The following is a 16,994-nucleotide window of genomic DNA, read 5'->3' on the forward strand; positions in this document are numbered from 1 at the left end:
ACAGCGAAGGAGGTGAGGATGTGGGCCAGTTTGACCAACGAGTCATGCGGATCCCGCTCCCGGTCTCTCTGATCCGCGAGATGGATGCCGTGATCCTCAAGGGTGTGGGTGGGTACACCACTCGCGCGGAGTTCATCGTGGATGCAATCCAGGAGCGTGTCCTCGATCTGACGGTCGAACAGGAGGAGGACTCGGGTCCGCCGCCGGCTAGCCCCGCCGAGCCGTCCCGCGGGTATGTTGCGGGGACGTCGGGTGCACATGAGGTGGCCATCAGCGGGATATCGATGACTGCGCTGCCGCGGCCCGCGTCTGGCGCAGGGGTCTCGCCCGGTGGCGAATTTGCCATGCCGGAGGGGCAGGCCCTGTTCGGCCTCCACAATCGAGACTTTCCCTCGCTGTGGGCCTTGTCGCGCCTTGCCGACCTCACCGCGACCGTTCCGATGCCAGTTCAGGCCTATCTAACTGAGGTCTCCGAGGAGGCGTGGAAGTTTGGCGAACTCTTACTCGAGATCGAGAGGCGTTTTGGAGGTAAGAGGACAGCCTTGTTCCCCACCAACCGGGCGAAGAAGAAGGCTGCGGAGATGGGATTCCAGACGTTTGCTGTCGGAGGCTACCGTTACGACGACCGCGGGAAAGTCGTCACAAGTGGTCCGCTCTTCGAGTGGCGTGTTGCTGCCCTGATTCCTGGCGGAGCTGAGGGACCGCTGATCGGGGTGACTCCGGACGGCCTGTCACTGCTTGCTGCTATAGCGGGGTTGACGATCGCCGAGCCGCATCAGGCCCACGAGTCAGCGGCGTTCCTGGACCACCTTGCCCTGCACGCGCCTGCGGATTGGGCTGGATTCGTGGCGGTGCTCCGGGCCGTTGGGCGCGACGGGGCAAGTCGTCAGGGTGTGCTTGACAGTCTGTCTCGAGGATGGCCGGAATGGACAGAGAGCGAGCTTTCTACGAATGCCGCCGGCTATATCGCTCGAGCGCGGGAGTGGGGACTGGTCGAGCCTAAGCAAGTCAAAGCGAAGTATCACCTCACACCTCTTGGTCTCGATCAACTGAATGGAGTGCACCCATGACTGTCAATAGACGCCGGATCGTCGAACTTGCGCTAGCGGCTCGCACTGAAGCGGAGGCGCTAGAGGTCCAGCGCATGATCGAGGCAGCTATCGGTGCACGGAATCAGCGGCCGCTTGGTAACACCTGGAATAACCAAGGAATTCTCACAGGCAGCGGCGCGAGCTACGATCACAAGGCGCTCGAAGTTGTGACAAATATGCAAGATGCTGTTCTTGAGAGATTCGCTGTTCAGAAGTACAAATCTCGCGCGGCAGCGCCGTTCGCAACGCCGCATGAGGCGGCGCAATCGTTGTTCTCCGGGATGACGAAGAAGGAGCAGGCGGAGTTGTCCTCGGTTTCGATTGATCGAGCCGCTGAGCGGACAGGTAAGAAGCGGGTCACTATTGTGATGCGAGACCAGGGCTGTGGAATCACGCCTGCCGAGGTGCCGCAGGGAATCTTTCGAGTCGGATCGAAGCACAAGGATGGATGCGACTGGCAGCAAGGAACCTTCGGCTTAGGTGGGGCGACTACCTACAGAAATGCAAGGGTCGTAGTGCTGGTTACGCGACGTCACCCGGATCTGTTGAAGAGCAACGAGGCAGACTTGATCTCAGTTGCAATTGTTGAGTGGAATCGAGTTCGAACGACTGTTAACGCATCTTATCTCGTGACGAAGCCATGGGATGAAGACGACCCAGCTACCTGGAGCTCCTCTGTACCCTTCTCAGTTCGGGCTTCTGAGTATCCTTCGTTTGAGCCGGGAACGCACTTGGCCCTAATTTCGTTTGACACGGAAGGGTTTGGTCGGCGCTCTGGTGACGAAAAGTCATTCGATACTATTCTCAACACCCGACTCTACCGTCCCGTTCTTCCGACAAGGTATCGCAACAACATCACGCGAGCGAATCGAGACGAGGTGCTCGGTGGGCTTGAGAGAAGACTGAACGACAACCCGGGTGAGCCAGGTTCGGAAGGTGTGGACACGCTTCCGTTCAATCATGAAGGTCTCACCTATCAGCTGCCGATTCGATTTCGAATATTCGCTAAGAGAAATGATAAGGGGGAGCGAAGGAACTTTGTGGCTCACGGGCACTCTCTTCTTGTCACGTCCAATGGGCAGGCTCATTTTCATTGGACACCGCTGGGCTTTAAGCAGAACACTCGCCTCAATAAGCTCTATGATCGAATTCTCGTCATTGTTGAAAGTGATGCCCTTCCGATCGAGGTGAGGACAGAGCTGTTTACGGCGGATCGCGCGCAGCTCGTCAGCAGCCCAGTGGCGCTGCGTCTGGAGAAGGAAATTGCCGCCTTCCTCGATGAATGGCCGGCTCTCAATGATGCCAACCGAGCCCTCATTCGGGAGGCCATCACCGGCGACAACAACAGCCGCCCGACGATCGCGATCGCGGAGAAGATTGCACGTGCATTCAAGGCCAAGGGCTTCACTATCGGCAGCACTGGAGTCGGAGGGAGTGGCGGGCGGGGTCGGAAGACGCCGGAACCGACGCCACCGGAAGACCTCTATGACGACCCCACGCACTTCGAAGGCCCGACAACGTTGGAGGCTCAACCTGGCAAGGTCAAAGGCCTCTACTTCAAGCTCAATGCAAAGGACGGATTCCTCGGTCGCGATCGCCGCGGACAGCTCGTCGTTACCTGCGATCATCCCGACATTGGGGCCGATGAGATCACTGTCGGCGAGCTACGATCGGGTCGAGTCCGTGTGTCTATCGCCGTGCCGGATGGTGCTGACCTTGGTCCGTACATGATCAACGCCGAGATAGCCCCATGGTCGAAGTCTGCAGGTGGGTTGGGGCCGCGCTTCGACTGGACCACCAAACTAGATATCCAGGAGGTCATCAAGCCGAAGGATAGTGGCGCGACATCTGGTCAGGGCTCCGGCAAGCACGGGTCCGGAGACGGTGGTCTCGTAGCAATGATTTGGAAGAGTGACGCCGAGATGGAGGACTGGACTCCGGCGACTGTCGGCCAGATCGAAATGGTTCCAGCCAAGGATCTCGCAGAGCAGAGGGAGGAGTACAAGGAGCTCGCCTCTGTCGATGGAGACATACCGACCGTCGTGCTCAACCGGACATACTCGCATCTGAAGACATACACCGCCGCACGTGCTGCGGAGCTGACCGACGAGGGGAAGGAGGCGACGCGTGACCGCTACGCCGTCGGCGTTGGAGTTGCCCTCCTTGTTATCGACGAAGATGCACGCAAGAGCCAGAAAGCAGGTAGGCCTATGGATGAAGCGGCGGTTGGCGCTGGCCAACGGGCAGCAGCACGCGCCGTCCTCAGCGTAATGCCGGAATATGACCGCCTGGCCAGAGAGCTGGAGGACTAACGTGATTCCCCACCACGAGCCTTCAGGCTATACCGCGCTCCCACCGCAGGCGACGTTCTGGACACCAAGGCCAAGCGATATCGGCGAGGATGGGTTTGGTTTCTTCCGCGATGTCTGGCCGATCCTCCGGACGCCAGCCGGCGAGGCGAGGTCATACCTCGAGGCAGAACAGAGCATTCTCGCCTCCGTTAGCGGCCTCGCTACGTCCGAGGAACAGTTCGACCTGATAGTTTCGGCGATCGAGGATTATGACGTCGATGGCTCGGAATTCGCGTCTGTCGAGCAGCGAGGTCTCCAGGAACTACTCGGTGACGCCGGGCCGTTCTTAGACGGTCTCGATCTCGGCGTGGGCGGCCTTGTTTATGCACTGTCGGCCATTGGAGCATTCCCAGCCGCGAGTTGCCGTGGTCATCTTGGCTCCACAGCCTGGTCTGAGCGGCCGGTGGTGCTTGTCGCTATCGATGAGTTCCGGGCGCGCGCGCTGGAGCCACTAGTGGCGCGAGCCGGATGTCGCTTCGACATTGACCCTGCCCGGAGCGATCTGTTGGTGATTTGTGCCGGTTCGGTCACATCTACCGTCCAGCTTGCGGACGCGATTCTGGTAGAGCATGCCGCGTTCGGTCGTGGCAAGAGATCCACTGCCTCGAGGGGCAAGCGGTTGCCTCAATCCCAAGATCGCCTGTTCTAGGGTGAATGCGTCTTCACTTGATCAATCTGCTGCCGCTGCCTGGGAGCTAGTCCGTTCGCAGCAGGAGATGTCGGCTGAATAGGTTCGCCCTCCTTGCCTACATCGCGACCACAGTGCGCCGCCAGAGCCCCACCTGCCGATACGCACCGTGAGGATTCGCCAACGACATCAGGTCGTTGGCTCTCTCAGCCACTGCGAGACGACTGCGCTCGAAGATGTATTCGTGCAGCGGCCCGCAATTCGATGACTCGGGTCGGTGGACGAGAGGGCCAGTCTGCGGACATCCGGCGCCACTGATTCGAGACGCTTACGCGGATACGGGAGTTGCGGTTCTGATTGCGGAAGTGAACCTGCCGCGATTGGTGGGATGATTGGGGGATGTTGGAGACGTCGGCTCGGTTGTTGCGGGTGTTGTCGCTTTTGCAGGTGCGGCGGGATTGGGGTGGGGCTGAGTTGGCGGGGCGGTTGGGGGTTTCTACGCGGACGTTGCGGACGGACATGGAGCGGCTGCGGGTGCTGGGGTATCCGGTGGAGGCTCGGCCTGGGGTGGCTGGTGGGTATCGGTTGGGGGCTGGTGGGGAGTTGCCGCCGTTGTTGCTGGATGACGAGGAGGCGGTGGCGGTCGCGGTGGGGTTGCGGACCGCGGCTGGGGGTGGGATTGCGGGGATTGAGGAGACGTCTGTTCGGGCGTTGGTGAAGTTGGAGCAGGTGTTGCCTTCTCGGTTGCGGCATAGGGTGCGGGCGATTTCGGCGGCCACTGTGGCGGTTGGTGGGGGTGGGCCGCAGGTTGATGCCGAGGTGTTGACGGCGGTGGCTGGGGCGATTCGGGATCGGGAGCGGCTGCGGTTCGAGTATGTGGCTGAGGCGGCGGGTGGGGCTTGGGGGACGGCGCAGGACGGGAGTAGTCCGCGCGAGGGGCGGGCCGAAGCAGACGACACAGCGCCGGCGGACAACGTAGCGCCGGCAGACAACGTAGGGCCGGCGGGCAGCGTGGGGCTGGCTGAGGTGGTGGAGCCGCATCGGTTGGTGGCTTGGGGGCGGCGGTGGTATTTGGTTGCTTGGGGCAATGAGGGGTGGCGTTCGTATCGGGTTGACGGGATGCGGATCAAGAGTCCGAATGGGGCTCGGTTCGCGCCGCGGGAGCTCGGCGAAGAAGAGGCGGGAGATCTGGTACGGCGGTCTGTCGGCGAGGCGTCGTGGCATTACCGGGCGCGGGTGAAGGTGGAGGCGTCGAGTCTCTACGTGCGGAACCGGATGCCGATGCCGATTGAGCCTGAGGTGGTTGACGACGACACGTGCATTGTGGAGCTCGGCTCCGACAACCCGCATCAGCTGGCGCTCTGGCTCGGCCTGATGGATGCGGACTTCGAAGTACTGGATGCTCCGGAGCTTGCCGAAGCAGTCCGCGCGGTCGGCGACCGCTACCACCGGGCGGCGCGCAACCACAACTAGCGTCCAAGCTGTGTCAGTGTGGGAAGTATCCACAGGGCTGGAGGACTGGATGGGCGAAGGGCGTTGGGTGTTGGTGCGGGCGGGGGATGGGCTGAAGGGGAAGGCGCTGCAGCTTCTTCGGCAGGAGTTGGCTGAGCAGGACTTGGCTACGCAGGAGATGCCGGGCGAGGCGATTGCGGTGGGGCTTGCGGGTGGGGCGGCTCCTACGGTGGTGGGGGCGTTGCGGGACTGGATTCATCGGCGGAAGAGTCCGGAGCGGGTGGTGCTGACGATCGGGGCGGATTCGCTGGAGGTGCAGCGGGCGACCGTGGATGACAACACGGAGGAGATCGAGGCGTTTCTGGTGGGTAGCCAAGGGAGCGTTTGAACGTTGTGGGGCGAGTTGGGGGCGGAGTAGCGTCGGAGTCGAACGGCGGGGTGACTCGTCAGAGGAAGCTCTGCCCGGAATACCCTCCGGATGGGCGGAGCCCAAAGGAGCCCGGAGTGCCCGGCACCCCGGGCTCCCTCCAACCGAGACTTCTTCCGGCCGGGATCCTCGTGCTTGACAGGGCCGGCCCGAAGGAGATCGGGCATTGAGAAGGGGCCGGTCCGTTGCGGACCGGCCCCTTCTGGTGTTTCTACAGGCTGCGGAAGAACTTGCGCAGGTCGTCGGTCACGTCGGCGGGCCGCTCGAGGGAGGCGAAGTGGCCGCCTTCGGAGAAGTTGGACCAGTGGACGATGTTGGGGTTGTCGCGGTCGGCGAGGGGGCGGATGGTCTTGAAGTCGTCGGCGAAGACTGCGACGCCGGTGGGGGCGAGGTTGGGCTGAGGCTCGGTGCCGGCGTTGGCCTCTTCGTAGTGGTAGCGGCCGGCGGCGGCCGAGGTGTTGGTGAACCAGTAGAGGGAGACCTGGGTCAGGATCTGGTCGCGGGAGACCAGGCTGGTGCCGTTGCCGAAGCTGTTGAAGAGCTCGCTCCAGGCCAGCTGGCCGACGGGGGAGTCGGAGATGCCGACGGCAACGGTCTGCGGGCGGGTGGAGTTGATCGCGTTGTAGCCGCCGACCGACTGGAACCACTTGAGGTGCTCGAGGGCCGCGTAGTCCTCCGGCGTGAACTTCTCGAACTCGGCCGGGTCACCCGACGGGAACGAGAACAGCTGGAGCACGTGCAGACCGAGGAAGCCTTCAGGATTCAGTACGCCGAGCTCCCGCGAGACCATCGCGCCACCGTCGGATCCGTGCGAGCCGTACGAGTCGTACCCGAGCCGGCGCATCAAGGTGTCGAACGTCTTCGCGACCCGGGCCATCGTCCAGCCGCGGTCGACCAGCGGGGTGCTGAAGCCGAAGCCGGGAATCGACGGTACGACGACAGAGAACGCGTCCTCGTCAGATCCGCCGTACGCCGCCGGGTCGGTGAGCGGGCCGATCATGTCGAGGAAGTCGACGAACGAGCCCGGGTAGGTGTGCACCAGCAGCAGGGGCGTCGCGCCCTCGACCTTCGACGGGACGTGGATGAAGTGCACGGTCTGGTCGTCGATCTCGGTCAGGTAGTGCGGGAACTCGTTCATCCGCGCTTCCTGGGCGCGCCAGTCGAAACCGTTGCGCCAGTGGTCGACGGTCTCCCGCAGGTAGTGGTTCGGGGTGCCGTAGTCCCAGTTGTCGCCGGGGGCCGGCTCGGGCAGCCGCGTCCGCTCGAGGCGGGCGTGCAGATCGTCCAGGTCGCTCTGGGCGATGTCGACGGTGAAGGTCCGGATGTTCTCGTTCGTTGTCATGGCTTCACCGTATGATCCGTATAGGAACATTAGGTTCCTAATTACTCGAGGAGTTTGGGAAGTGCTGGAGACGTCGTCGCGGTTGCTCTCGTTGCTGGCGCTGTTGCAGACGCGGCCTGCATGGACTGGGGCGGAGTTGGCCGAGCGGCTGGAGGTGACGACGCGGACGATCCGGAACGATGTCGACCGGCTGCGCGAGCTCGGGTACCCGGTCGATGCGGCGCGCGGGCCGGCCGGTCACTACAAGCTCGGGGTGGGCGCGAAGCTGCCGCCGCTGCTGCTGGACGACGAGGAAGCGGTTGCGGTCGCGGTCGGGCTGCGGACCGGTGCCGGGCTCGCCGGGATGGAGGAGAGCAGCGTGCGCGCTCTCACGAAGCTCGAGCAGGTCCTGCCGCATCGGCTCCGGCGTCAGGTGAACGCGGTGCATCAAGCGACGACGAAGGGACCCGATGACACCGGGACGAACGTCGAGGCGCCGCAGATCGAGCCGACTCTCCTGAGCACGATCGCGGCGTGTATCCGCGACGAGCACTACCTGCGGTTCGACTACGAGATCCCCCAGGGAGCGCTCTCTCGCGACGCCGGATCTGCCCGTACGTCGGATCTTCCGGTGCTCGTGCAGCCGTACCGGATGGTGAGCTGGAACCGCTTCTGGTACGTCGTCGCCCGCGACGAGCACGACGAGTGGCGGACCTATCGCGCCGACTGGATGTCGTTGCGGATGGCAACAGGTATGCGATATGTGCCGAGGCCGATGCCGGGCGACGACTACACCGACTTCGTACTGCGCGATGTCGCGTCGACCGGGTGGAACGTGCACGCGCGGATCACGGTGTTCGCGCCCGCCGAGCAGGTACTGAGCCGGATCCACGCAGCCGTCGGAGTCGTCGAGTCGGTCGACGAAGAGACCTGTGTGCTCGTTACCGGCTCGGATTCACTGGAGATGATCGCGATCTACGTCGGGATGCTCGGACTCGACTTCCGCGTCGACGGGCCGGCCGGTTTGGTCGACCACCTGAAGATCCTCGGAGAGCGCTATCTCCGGGCGATCTCCTAGCTGGCGTCGGTACCCAGGCCGGCGTTGCGGGCCTGGATGATCGCGGTGGCGCGGTCGGCGATGCCGAGTTTGGTGAAGATCGCGGAGACGTTGTTGGCCACGGTCTTCGAGGCGAGGTGCAGGCGGTCGGCGATCGCCGGGTTGGACAGCCCGGCCGCGAGGAGATCGAGGATCTCGCGTTCTCGGCTGGTGAGTTCCGGGAATGGTTCGGCTGCGGGCGCCGGTGCGGCGAAGAACCCGAGCACGCGGCGCGCCACGCCGGGTCCGAAGATCGCCTCACCGGCGGCGACCGCGCGGATCGCCCGGGCGATCTCGTCCTGTTCTGCGCCCTTCACCAGATAACCGCGCGCCCCGGCTCGCATCGCCGCGAAGACCGAGTCGTCGTCCTCGAACATCGTCAACACCAGTACGGCGACCTCGGGTGCCGACCGTGCCAACTCACGGGTGGCCGCGAACCCGTCCAGGTCAGGCATCTGCAGATCGAGTACGGCGACATCCGGCCGGTTGGTGATCACCTCGCGGACCGCTTCCCGCCCGGTCGCCGCCACCCCGACCACCTCGATCCCAGGCAACGACGTCAACAACGCCGCCAACCCGGCCCGAACCACCGGATGGTCATCAGCCAACACCACCCGGATCACCATGCTGATCCCAAGAAAGCGCTCTCTGTGGGCGCGGTGGGGGTCATGGGGTTTCCAGGGGGAAGCTTGCTCGGACTCGGCCGCCGGTGGGGGTTGGGCCGGCTTCGAAGGCGCCGCCTAGTTCGGCGGCTCGTTCGCGCATGGCGTGGAGGCCGACGCCGGGGCGCCAGGCGCCGTTGGGTGGGCCGTCGTCGGTCACTTCGACTTCCAGGTCGTCGCCACAGCGCAACGCTAGTACCGCGGAGGTCGCACGGGAGTGCCGGACCACGTTGGTGAGCGCTTCCGTGGCGATCCGGTACGCCGCTACCTCCAATGCCGCGGGCAGTGTCGGCAACCCATCCGCTGCGACCTCGACCTGAATCGACGCGCCATCGGCGCGGAACGCGAGCTGATCCGCTCGCTGCTGCAAGGCGCCCACGAGCCCGAGTTCGTCCAAGGCAGGCGGGCGGAGGTCGTCGACAAGGCGCCGGACGTCGGCGATCGCCGTGCGGGTATCAGTCCGCAACGTCGTGAGCAGATCGCGAGCCTTGCCGGTATCGGTCTCGATGAGGTTCGCAGCTGCGTCGGCGGTGAACGCGACCCCGGTCAGCGTCGGGCCGAGTCCGTCGTGCAGATCCCGCCGGATCCGGCGCCGTTCCTCTTCGCGTGCCGCGACCAGCTTCTCGCGGGACGACTGCAGTTCGCTCGACAGGCGGGTCGCATGAACCGCGACAGCCAGCGGTACGGCGACCAATGCGAGCACATCACGATCCGCGGCCGATAACGCTTTCTCGCCGGAGCGAACTCCGATCAGCAGTTGGGCGACCGACGTACCGGCGTACTCGAGATCCAGCGGTACGACGATCTGTGGCGGGGTGCCGTCGGCGGCGATGGCTGTGCCGTCGACCGCGAGCGCGGTGTACGGGAACCGGAGGCCGGAACGGATCGCGGCGACGACGCCGGGGAGTCCGGCGGACAGCTGTTCGCCGACCCGGGACGCGATTCGGGCGGGATCGCGGCGATCACCGTAGAGAGCGCGATCTACGAGTTGCTGGAGACGCGGCAGGATCGGGGCGATGATCAGCGCCACGAGAACCGTGACCGCTGCCGAGCGCCCGACCCGCGACGGGATCAGCGAACCGAGGATCGCCGCGATACCCGCATAGGAACCGATCGCCACGAGTGTCAGCAGACCCCAGGTCAGCGCGCGGGACACGACCAGCCGGATGTCGAGCAGTTGGTGGCGCACGATCGCGACTGCGACGGCGATCGGGATCAACGGGATCGCCAGCAGCACGAAGATCGGCGTACCAGCGATCAGGCCCCAGGGTGTGACGAAGAGCAGCGCGATGACCGATGCCAAGAGCAACCAAAGGAGCTGACGGCGGCCGGTCTCGTCGGCGCGGCGGAAGCGGATCACCAGGCAGCTGATCGCCAGTAGGAGCGCGAGCAGATTGCGGATCTCGGTGGCGGTCCACAGTGGCTGCAGGTCGGCGTACGAGGGGATCGCCAGGTACCCGCTCGGGAGACCGTTGGAGATCGATTCGCCGCTTGCGCCCATCTCGATCACGAACAGCGGAGCGGTGACGATGACGCCGAGCGAGACCCAGCGCCAGCGCGGAGAGAGCGCTCTTCCGGTCGGGAACAGCAGCAGCGCGAGCGGCAGGAACAGGCCGATCGACCACGGCCAGGCCCAGAGGGCGACGGTGACGACCAGGCGCTGCGCGGAGAGCGAGGCACCGGCGTCGGCCAGCACCGGAGCCAGTGGGCCGCAGAGGGCGGTCGTCGCGTGGCCGATGCCGTCGGCAATGAACAGCCAGCCGATCGGGTTGCTCGGTCGGGGCCAGGCGATCACCGCGCCGCACAGACCGAACGTGACTCCCATCAGGCCGTTCGTCAGCACGAACCCGTCCAGCATCTCCTGCCAGCCCCATCCGGCCACCGCTGAAAACACCAGCCCGAGCACGACCTCCACGGTCACCAGCGCGCCCAGGCCGCCGGCCAGAACGCGCCGAGAACGCGCTCTCTCCGGGATCACGCCATCTGTCATACCGGCAGTGTGCTCCTGAGAGTGTCCCGGCGTCTCGGGATCACGATCCCGGATCGGCCGGGGAACCGCCCGAGAACGCGGGACAGCGCTCTCAGGTGTTCTCCGGCGAAAGTCGCGACGGTGGTTCCAGACGAACTGGAGGGAGTACTGAAATGTCTGGAATCAACAAGGCCGGTCTCGTAGTCCTCGGCCTGGTGTCGGTAGCGGACCTGCTCACGCCGCTGCTGAGCGACGGAGAGCATCCGCCGATGGCGGTCGCGATCGGTACCGCTGTGGTCGGCCTGATCAGCCTCGTGCTGATCGTGTTGGGCTGGCGCGGTAAGCGCTGGGTGCTCGCGCCGCTGATCACCTTGCGGCTGGCGTCGGCTCTGCTCGCGGTACCGGCGTTCTTCGTGGCCGACGTACCGGCCGGCGCAGTAGCAGCTGCCGGCGTCGGAGTCGCCGCGACGATCTTCGGAGTCATCGCGGTACTGATGCCCGCACGCACCCCGGTCCGTGTGTCATGAGCCAGACGGTCGCAACCGCGCCGCGGGCGGACCTCCGTACGGCGTCCCGGTGGATCGCAGCGCTCATCCTGCCGATCGGCCCGGCGGCGGTCGCGTTGCTGCGGTACTTCCTGCCGTACGACACGGTTGATGATCCGGCGACGATCACGAGCAAGCTGCTGGCCGATCCCGGACGTACGTCGCTGATGCTGTGGCTGGGGTTCATTGCGCTGCTCACGCTGGTTCCGGGTGCGTACTTCGTCGGCCGGCTGATCCGCACGCGGGTGCCTTTGCTGACAGCGCTCTCCCTGATCCTCGTCGTACCGGGGTATCTGGCGCTGCCGTGGATGGCGTCTGGTGATGCGTTCACCTGGTCGGCCGGGCAGGCGGGGCTGGATGGTGGCTCGATCGCGAAGGCTGCCGAGGTGGCGCATGGGTCGGTCGGAGCGGCTGCCGTGATCTTCGTCGTCGGTCATCTGCTCGGAACGGTGTTGCTGGGAATCGCTCTCTGGCGTTCTCGGATGGTGCCGCGCTGGGCGGCGATCGCGGTCGCGATCTCACAGCCGATCCACCTCATCGCGGCAGTTGTCGTGGTCAGTCACACGCTGGATCTGGTCGGTTGGGGGCTGCAAGCAGTCGGGTTCGCCGCGGTGGGGTGGGCGATCCTGCGACTGCGTGACGAGGACTGGGAACCGTTGCCCTAAAGGGCCGACGTACCCACAAGCCGGCTCGTCCGGCGCTAGTCTCGAGCTGCTGAAGGGGGATAGCAGAATGAGCGAGATGACAGCGCCGGGCGAGCCTGGGGCGAAGATTCAGATCGGCAGTTTCAAGATTGCCGACGCAGCGCAGAGCGACACCGCGGGGATGGCGTTCGTGCTCGATCAGATGGCGCTGCAGCCCGCCGTACAGACCTTGAAGGCGTGGGCGTTGGAACAGCTCGCGCCGGTCGCCGGGGAGACCGCGGTCGACGTTGGATCGGGGACCGGCGAGGACGTGGCCGCGTTCGCCGAGCTGGGGTTGCGTGCGATTGGCGTCGAGCCGAGTGCGGGGCTGCGGGCGGAAGCGGTACGGCGTTGGCCGGACAGCCAGGCGGAGTTCGTGGACGGGCTGTCGGACAAGCTGCCGTTCGATGACGAGTCGGTCGATGTCGTGCGCTGTGAGCGCGTTCTCCAGCACGTTGACGATCCGGCCGGCTCGGTGCGGGAGATGGCGCGGATCCTGCGTCCCGGTGGCCGGATCGTGCTCATCGACACCGACTGGCAGACAGCGATCGTGCACCCGGCTGATCCCGAGGTTCTCCAGAGAATGGTCGCCAGCTTCCTCGCTGAGGCGGCGAATCCGTACTCGGGCCGTCTGCTCCGCGGGCAACTCGCCGACGCCGGTCTCGAGATCATCGGAGAGAGCGCTTCCACCTGGCTCGAGCCGCAGTCGGGCGCACGCCAGGGATTCGTGTCGATGATGCACGTCCGCGCTCAGCAGAGCGGCGCGATCACGGCCGCGGAGGCTGAGGCGTTCGCGCAGGGCATTGTCGAGGCTGCCGATCGTGGCGCGTTCCATCTGTCGTTGACGATGTACGCCGTGAGTGCGGTCAAAGCCCCTGTTGCTTGAGGAAGGCAACAGTTCGGCTCATCGAGGTCGGCCAGGCCGGGCCGAACGCGTGCTCCTCGCCGGGATACGTGTACAGCGTTGCCTTCTTCCCGGCAGCGGTGAGCGCAGAGAGCGCTCTCCGCGACCACGCGATCGGGCAGGTCGAATCTGATTCGCCGTGATGGATCAACACCGGTTCGGTGATCCGGTCGAAGAACGTCACGGGAGACACGTTTCGCCAGAACGCCGGGTTCTGCGCAGGTTCGCCGTACGCGCGCAGGATCGCGGTCGCGACAGCACGGTTCGGTCGCGTCCAGCGGTTGAAGTTGTCGACGGTGTCAGCGCTCACCGACGCGAACACGACCGCAGCCTTCACCAGACCGGGCTGGGTGACGAGCGTGTTGTACGTGATCCCGCCACCCATCGATCGGCCGAGCATTCCGATCCGGTCGGGGTCGACGTACTCCGAGGTTCGCAGCGCGAGGACGGCGTTGACCACGTCTTCGGTGTAGCCGAGTCGCAGGTTGAGTTCGGCGCGCGGATCATCGGACGACTGCGCGTGATTGCGGTAGTCGGTGTGCAGTACGACGTATCCGCGGCGGGCGAGGTAGTCCTGCTCACGGGCGAGGCCGCGGCCGTTGGTGTAGACGGCCGGGTCGATGAAGCCGTGGTTCAGGACGAGCGCGGGATGCGGACCCGGCGTACTCGGCACGTTGAGGATCCCCGAGATCGTGAGTGAGCCGCTGGCATACGTCACGTGGTACCGGGTGTAAGCCGGATTCCGGGCCAGGACCCGGCCGAGGCGGAGGTCGCGCCCGTCGTACTTCTTCGCCATCAATGCCGGGAGAGACACCGGGTGAGCGCTCTCCGGCGTTCTCGGCGGCGGTGCCGGACTCTGCGTCGGTGCGGGAGTCGGCGTCGTACTGGCAGGCGGGGTCGATGGCCCGGCGGACGGCGTGGTCCCGGTGATACCCGGGTTGGTCGGAGGGGTTGCCGCGTCTTTGCTGCTGCATCCGACAGCGGCTGCCACCACGAGCGCACCGAGTGTCGTCAATGCCGTCCGCCGCTCCATGCGTTCCAGTCTGCCGCTCAGCATCGAAAACCGGTCGAAAGCGCTGGCCGCAACGCGCGAGCGGTTCCTCGCCTGACGCCGTGGCAGCGCGGCCCGTGGCATTGACGAACCGGGTGTGCGGGAGGAGGGTCGGGGGAAGTGGGCGGGTCTGGGGGAAGACCGGCCGCCTGCCGGGGGGATGCTCAGGGGTTCGCGCTGCACCCGGCGACGACCGATCTGGCGGTGTTGCGTCTGTCGGGCGCGGGCCGCGTCGTGGCATCAGCAGCGACGGTCGGGGAGCAGGTATGAGCACCATCGAGAACATGAGAGAGCGCGTTCGCGGGCAGATCTTCACCGCCGGCGACGACGGGTACGACGACGCACGCCGCGTCTACAACGCGATGCACGACAAGCGGCCGGAGGTCGTCGTGCGCTGCGAGAACGCCGGCGATGTGATGGCCGCGGTCGACTACGCCCGGACGAACGAGTTGGAGCTGGCGGTACGTGGTGGGTCGCACAGCGTGCCGGGTTTCGGCACCGTCGACGGCGGTGTGGTGATCGATCTCAACGAGATGCGGAATGTCCGGGTGAATCCGATCAGCCGAACCGCACGAGCCGGCGGCGGAGCGACCTGGGGTGATTTCAACGCGGCCACGCACGCGTTCGGGCTGGCGACGACAGGCGGCATCATCTCGACCACGGGCGTCGGCGGGCTCACCCTCGGCGGCGGCATCGGGTACCTGGCCCGCGGCCTGGGCCTGTCCTGCGACAACCTGATCTCCGCTGATGTGGTGACTGCGGACGGGCAGTTCCTGATCGCGAGCGAGAAGGAGAACGACGATCTCTTCTGGGCCCTGCGCGGTGGTGGCGGCAACTTCGGTGTGGTCACCGCACTCGAGTTCCGGCTGGCTCCGGTCTCCACCGTATACGGCGGTCCGATGCTGTTCGAGATGGCGGACGCGGCCGCCGTACTGGCGGGGTTCCGGGATCTGATCGAGGATGCGCCGGAGGAGCTCGGCGGGTTCCCGGCGTTCCAGCTGGCGCCGCCGCTGCCGTTCATCCCCGAGGACCGGCACGGCGATCCGTTCACGCTGATCGTGGCTTGCTGGGCCGGCGATCCGGACGCGGGAGAGAGCGCTATCTCGGCGTTCCGGGACTTCGCGCCGGTAGTTGCCGAGCACGTCGGCCCGATGCCGTACCCGGCGCTGAACAGCGCGTTCGACGGACTGGTCCCGGCCGGGCTGCAGCACTACTGGAAGGCGAACTTCGTCACCGAGCTCACCGACGAAGCGATCCAGGCCCACCTGCGGCACGCGACGGGTCTGCCTGCCGTCAACTCGACCGTGCACATCTATCCGATCAACGGTGCGTGTCATCGGGTCACACCGGACGCCACGGCGTTCGCCTACCGCGACGCGAAGTTCGCCACGGTGATCGCGGGGATGTGGCCGGACCCGGCGCAGAACGCGTCCGGTACCGAATGGGTGCGGTCCTACTACGACGACATCGCACAGCACTCCGAGGCCGGCGGCTACGTCAACTTCATGGCCGACGACGACCAGGGGCGGATCCGCGACAACTACAAGGGGAACTACGACCGCCTGGTCGAGGTGAAGCGCAAGTACGACCCGGGCAACCTCTTCCACCTCAACCAGAACATCGTTCCCTAGACAGCTACGGACACAGCACTGCGGCCCGGTACGTCGTACCGGGCCGCGCAGGTGTTGTCAGGACTTCGGTGCGAGCTTGTGGACGACGATGCCGGACTTGAAGGTCGTCGTGCCCAGCAGCTCCAGGTGGTGGATGTCCAGACCCTGCCCGCTGAACATGGTTTCGCCGTCGGCCAGCACCGGGAAGACCCAGAAGTGGTACTCGTCGACCAGCTTGTTGTCCAGCAGCGTCTTGGAGAGCGTTCCGGTGCCGAACTTGAGCAGGTTCCCGCCGTCCTGCTGCTTGAGCTCGCGGATCGCCTCGACGGTGTCGCCCTGCAGCAGGGTGGCGTTCCAGGTCGTTTCGGTCAGTGTGCGGCTGGCGACGTACTTCGGGATGCTGTTGAAGGTGTCTGCCATCTCACCGTCGCGGCTCGACCAGGCCTCGGCGAATCCCTCGTAGGTGCGCCGGCCGAGCAGCAGGGCCTCGGTCTCGGCCATCAGGGCGCCGGAGTAGCCGAAGTGCTCCTCGTCCCAGTAGGGGCCGGAGTAGTCCTGCGGGTCGCTGATGACGCCGTTCAGAGTGACGAAGGTGGACTCGATGAGCTTTCGCATGATGCTTCCTCTTTCTCAGGGTTGGTAGGGACGCTTGGTGCGGGCGTCCCGGAGTGCTTGGGCCCACCAGACGAGCTGGTCGAGCATGAGCTTGGCCTGGGCTTCATAGCCCGCGGACGGACGTGGCCAGTCCCCGTCGGCGGTGAACTGCTCCCAGTAGTCGGGCAGCGTGACTGTATTGCGGATGGTGACGGCCTGCAGTTCGGTGAACACCTGCCGCAGCTGCGCGGTGGCCAGCAGGCCCCCGCTCTCCCGGCCGTAGCTGACGATCGCAACCGGCTTGGCGTGCCACTCCTCGTAGTACCAGTCCAGTGCGGTCTTCAGAGGAGCCGGATAGCCGCTGTTGAGCTCCGGAGTGACCACTGCGAACGCTTCTGCCGCTGCGAGCCTCGGAGCCAGTACTGCGACCTCCGCGGGCGTCGGGTCGTCGGTATCCAGCAGTGTCGTCGGCAGGTCGGCGACGGCGAGGTCGATGAGGTCGACCGTGAACTGCTTTGCCGCCTGCTCTGCCAGCCAGTGCGCGACGGTCGGTCCGAAGCGCCCGTGGCGAGTGCTGCCGATGATGACTGCCAGTCGCATTTCCTGCCTC

Annotated in this window: 16 protein-coding genes; 10 read left to right on the forward strand and 6 right to left on the reverse strand. The window is 65.5% G+C overall.

The features are described from left to right. Positions 1-44: 44 nt before the first annotated feature. From ACFTSF_RS32460 to ACFTSF_RS32480, 5 genes are all read left to right on the forward strand, one after another. Positions 45-1,070 carry a ribbon-helix-helix domain-containing protein gene (locus ACFTSF_RS32460; protein ID WP_380158301.1) on the forward strand — a complete coding sequence of 342 codons (1,026 nt, stop codon included), beginning with the start codon at positions 45-47 and terminating at the stop codon, positions 1,068-1,070. Next, positions 1,067-3,403 (forward strand): hypothetical protein, encoded by a 2,337-nt coding sequence (locus ACFTSF_RS32465; protein ID WP_380158303.1) that lies wholly within the window; start codon positions 1,067-1,069, stop codon positions 3,401-3,403. The genes ACFTSF_RS32460 and ACFTSF_RS32465 overlap by 4 nt, the downstream gene beginning before the upstream one ends. A gap of 1 nt (position 3,404) precedes the next feature. Next, on the forward strand, positions 3,405-4,091 hold the full coding sequence (locus tag ACFTSF_RS32470; protein WP_380158305.1) for a hypothetical protein: 687 nt from the start codon (positions 3,405-3,407) through the stop codon (positions 4,089-4,091). Between the two features lie 378 nt (positions 4,092-4,469). Next, positions 4,470-5,543 carry a helix-turn-helix transcriptional regulator gene (locus tag ACFTSF_RS32475; protein ID WP_380158307.1) on the forward strand — a complete coding sequence of 358 codons (1,074 nt, stop codon included), beginning with the start codon at positions 4,470-4,472 and terminating at the stop codon, positions 5,541-5,543. A gap of 10 nt (positions 5,544-5,553) precedes the next feature. Then, the gene (locus ACFTSF_RS32480; protein ID WP_344161900.1) at positions 5,554-5,910 is read left to right on the forward strand and encodes a hypothetical protein; all 357 of its coding nucleotides are present in this window, start codon (positions 5,554-5,556) and stop codon (positions 5,908-5,910) included. 250 nt (positions 5,911-6,160) lie between these two features. Here the strand turns inward: ACFTSF_RS32480 and ACFTSF_RS32485 are convergent, their stop codons facing one another. After that, a complete protein-coding gene (locus ACFTSF_RS32485) occupies positions 6,161-7,291 on the reverse strand; it encodes an epoxide hydrolase family protein (protein WP_380158309.1) in 1,131 nt (376 codons plus the stop codon). 61 nt (positions 7,292-7,352) lie between these two features. On the opposite strand from ACFTSF_RS32485, the gene ACFTSF_RS32490 reads away from it, so the two are divergent. Then, positions 7,353-8,348, forward strand: coding sequence for a helix-turn-helix transcriptional regulator (locus tag ACFTSF_RS32490; RefSeq protein WP_380158311.1), 996 nt, complete (start codon positions 7,353-7,355; stop codon positions 8,346-8,348). On the opposite strand, the gene ACFTSF_RS32495 is transcribed toward ACFTSF_RS32490, so the two are convergent. Continuing rightward, the gene (locus ACFTSF_RS32495) at positions 8,345-8,992 is read right to left on the reverse strand and encodes a response regulator (protein WP_380158312.1); all 648 of its coding nucleotides are present in this window, start codon (positions 8,990-8,992) and stop codon (positions 8,345-8,347) included. The two genes, ACFTSF_RS32490 and ACFTSF_RS32495, sit on opposite strands and share 4 nt — an antisense overlap. Before the next feature lie 40 nt (positions 8,993-9,032). Next, entirely contained in the window at positions 9,033-11,018 is a 1,986-nt protein-coding gene (locus ACFTSF_RS32500) for a histidine kinase (RefSeq protein ID WP_380158314.1), read from the reverse strand. Positions 11,019-11,170: 152 nt separating this feature from the next. Here ACFTSF_RS32500 and ACFTSF_RS32505 point away from each other — a divergent pair, with 152 nt between their 5' ends. The 3 genes from ACFTSF_RS32505 to ACFTSF_RS32515 all read left to right on the forward strand — a co-directional run bounded on the left by ACFTSF_RS32505 (position 11,171) and on the right by ACFTSF_RS32515 (position 13,111). Further along, complete coding sequence (locus tag ACFTSF_RS32505) at positions 11,171-11,524, forward strand: hypothetical protein (RefSeq protein ID WP_380158316.1); 354 nt, start codon at positions 11,171-11,173, stop codon at positions 11,522-11,524. Beyond that, on the forward strand, positions 11,521-12,207 hold the full coding sequence (locus ACFTSF_RS32510; RefSeq protein ID WP_380158318.1) for a hypothetical protein: 687 nt from the start codon (positions 11,521-11,523) through the stop codon (positions 12,205-12,207). The genes ACFTSF_RS32505 and ACFTSF_RS32510 overlap by 4 nt, the downstream gene beginning before the upstream one ends. A 67-nt stretch (positions 12,208-12,274) precedes the next feature. Then, positions 12,275-13,111, forward strand: coding sequence for a methyltransferase domain-containing protein (locus tag ACFTSF_RS32515; protein WP_380158320.1), 837 nt, complete (start codon positions 12,275-12,277; stop codon positions 13,109-13,111). On the opposite strand, the gene ACFTSF_RS32520 is transcribed toward ACFTSF_RS32515, so the two are convergent. Further along, the gene (locus ACFTSF_RS32520; protein ID WP_380158322.1) at positions 13,092-14,162 is read right to left on the reverse strand and encodes an alpha/beta hydrolase family protein; all 1,071 of its coding nucleotides are present in this window, start codon (positions 14,160-14,162) and stop codon (positions 13,092-13,094) included. The two genes, ACFTSF_RS32515 and ACFTSF_RS32520, sit on opposite strands and share 20 nt — an antisense overlap. A gap of 284 nt (positions 14,163-14,446) precedes the next feature. On the opposite strand from ACFTSF_RS32520, the gene ACFTSF_RS32525 reads away from it, so the two are divergent. Continuing rightward, positions 14,447-15,811 carry an FAD-binding oxidoreductase gene (locus ACFTSF_RS32525; protein ID WP_380158324.1) on the forward strand — a complete coding sequence of 455 codons (1,365 nt, stop codon included), beginning with the start codon at positions 14,447-14,449 and terminating at the stop codon, positions 15,809-15,811. Between the two features lie 57 nt (positions 15,812-15,868). On the opposite strand, the gene ACFTSF_RS32530 is transcribed toward ACFTSF_RS32525, so the two are convergent. Together ACFTSF_RS32530 and ACFTSF_RS32535 are read right to left on the reverse strand one after the other, a co-directional pair. Then, positions 15,869-16,405 carry a dihydrofolate reductase family protein gene (locus ACFTSF_RS32530; protein ID WP_380158326.1) on the reverse strand — a complete coding sequence of 179 codons (537 nt, stop codon included), beginning with the start codon at positions 16,403-16,405 and terminating at the stop codon, positions 15,869-15,871. Between the two features lie 15 nt (positions 16,406-16,420). Continuing rightward, positions 16,421-16,984, reverse strand: a complete 564-nt coding sequence (locus ACFTSF_RS32535; protein ID WP_380158327.1) for an NADPH-dependent FMN reductase — start codon at positions 16,982-16,984, stop codon at positions 16,421-16,423. Positions 16,985-16,994: the final 10 nt, after the last annotated feature.

This window comes from Kribbella sp. NPDC056951 (genome assembly GCF_042674205.1).
Classification (GTDB): domain Bacteria; phylum Actinomycetota; class Actinomycetes; order Propionibacteriales; family Kribbellaceae; genus Kribbella; species Kribbella yunnanensis.

What these genes read in the sequence shown, in the direction of transcription:
- ACFTSF_RS32460 (WP_380158301.1), top strand. Translation starts at nt 45, where the DNA reads ATGCGGATCCCGCTCCCGGTCTCTCTGATCCGCGAGATGGATGCCGTG.
- ACFTSF_RS32465 (WP_380158303.1), top strand. Translation starts at nt 1,067, where the DNA reads ATGACTGTCAATAGACGCCGGATCGTCGAACTTGCGCTAGCGGCTCGC.
- ACFTSF_RS32475 (WP_380158307.1), top strand. Translation starts at nt 4,470, where the DNA reads ATGTTGGAGACGTCGGCTCGGTTGTTGCGGGTGTTGTCGCTTTTGCAG.
- ACFTSF_RS32485 (WP_380158309.1), bottom strand. Translation starts at nt 7,291, where the DNA reads ATGACAACGAACGAGAACATCCGGACCTTCACCGTCGACATCGCCCAG.
- ACFTSF_RS32495 (WP_380158312.1), bottom strand. Translation starts at nt 8,992, where the DNA reads ATGGTGATCCGGGTGGTGTTGGCTGATGACCATCCGGTGGTTCGGGCC.
- ACFTSF_RS32500 (WP_380158314.1), bottom strand. Translation starts at nt 11,018, where the DNA reads ATGACAGATGGCGTGATCCCGGAGAGAGCGCGTTCTCGGCGCGTTCTG.
- ACFTSF_RS32505 (WP_380158316.1), top strand. Translation starts at nt 11,171, where the DNA reads ATGTCTGGAATCAACAAGGCCGGTCTCGTAGTCCTCGGCCTGGTGTCG.
- ACFTSF_RS32510 (WP_380158318.1), top strand. Translation starts at nt 11,521, where the DNA reads ATGAGCCAGACGGTCGCAACCGCGCCGCGGGCGGACCTCCGTACGGCG.
- ACFTSF_RS32515 (WP_380158320.1), top strand. Translation starts at nt 12,275, where the DNA reads ATGAGCGAGATGACAGCGCCGGGCGAGCCTGGGGCGAAGATTCAGATC.
- ACFTSF_RS32520 (WP_380158322.1), bottom strand. Translation starts at nt 14,162, where the DNA reads ATGGAGCGGCGGACGGCATTGACGACACTCGGTGCGCTCGTGGTGGCA.
- ACFTSF_RS32525 (WP_380158324.1), top strand. Translation starts at nt 14,447, where the DNA reads ATGAGCACCATCGAGAACATGAGAGAGCGCGTTCGCGGGCAGATCTTC.
- ACFTSF_RS32530 (WP_380158326.1), bottom strand. Translation starts at nt 16,405, where the DNA reads ATGCGAAAGCTCATCGAGTCCACCTTCGTCACTCTGAACGGCGTCATC.
- ACFTSF_RS32535 (WP_380158327.1), bottom strand. Translation starts at nt 16,984, where the DNA reads ATGCGACTGGCAGTCATCATCGGCAGCACTCGCCACGGGCGCTTCGGA.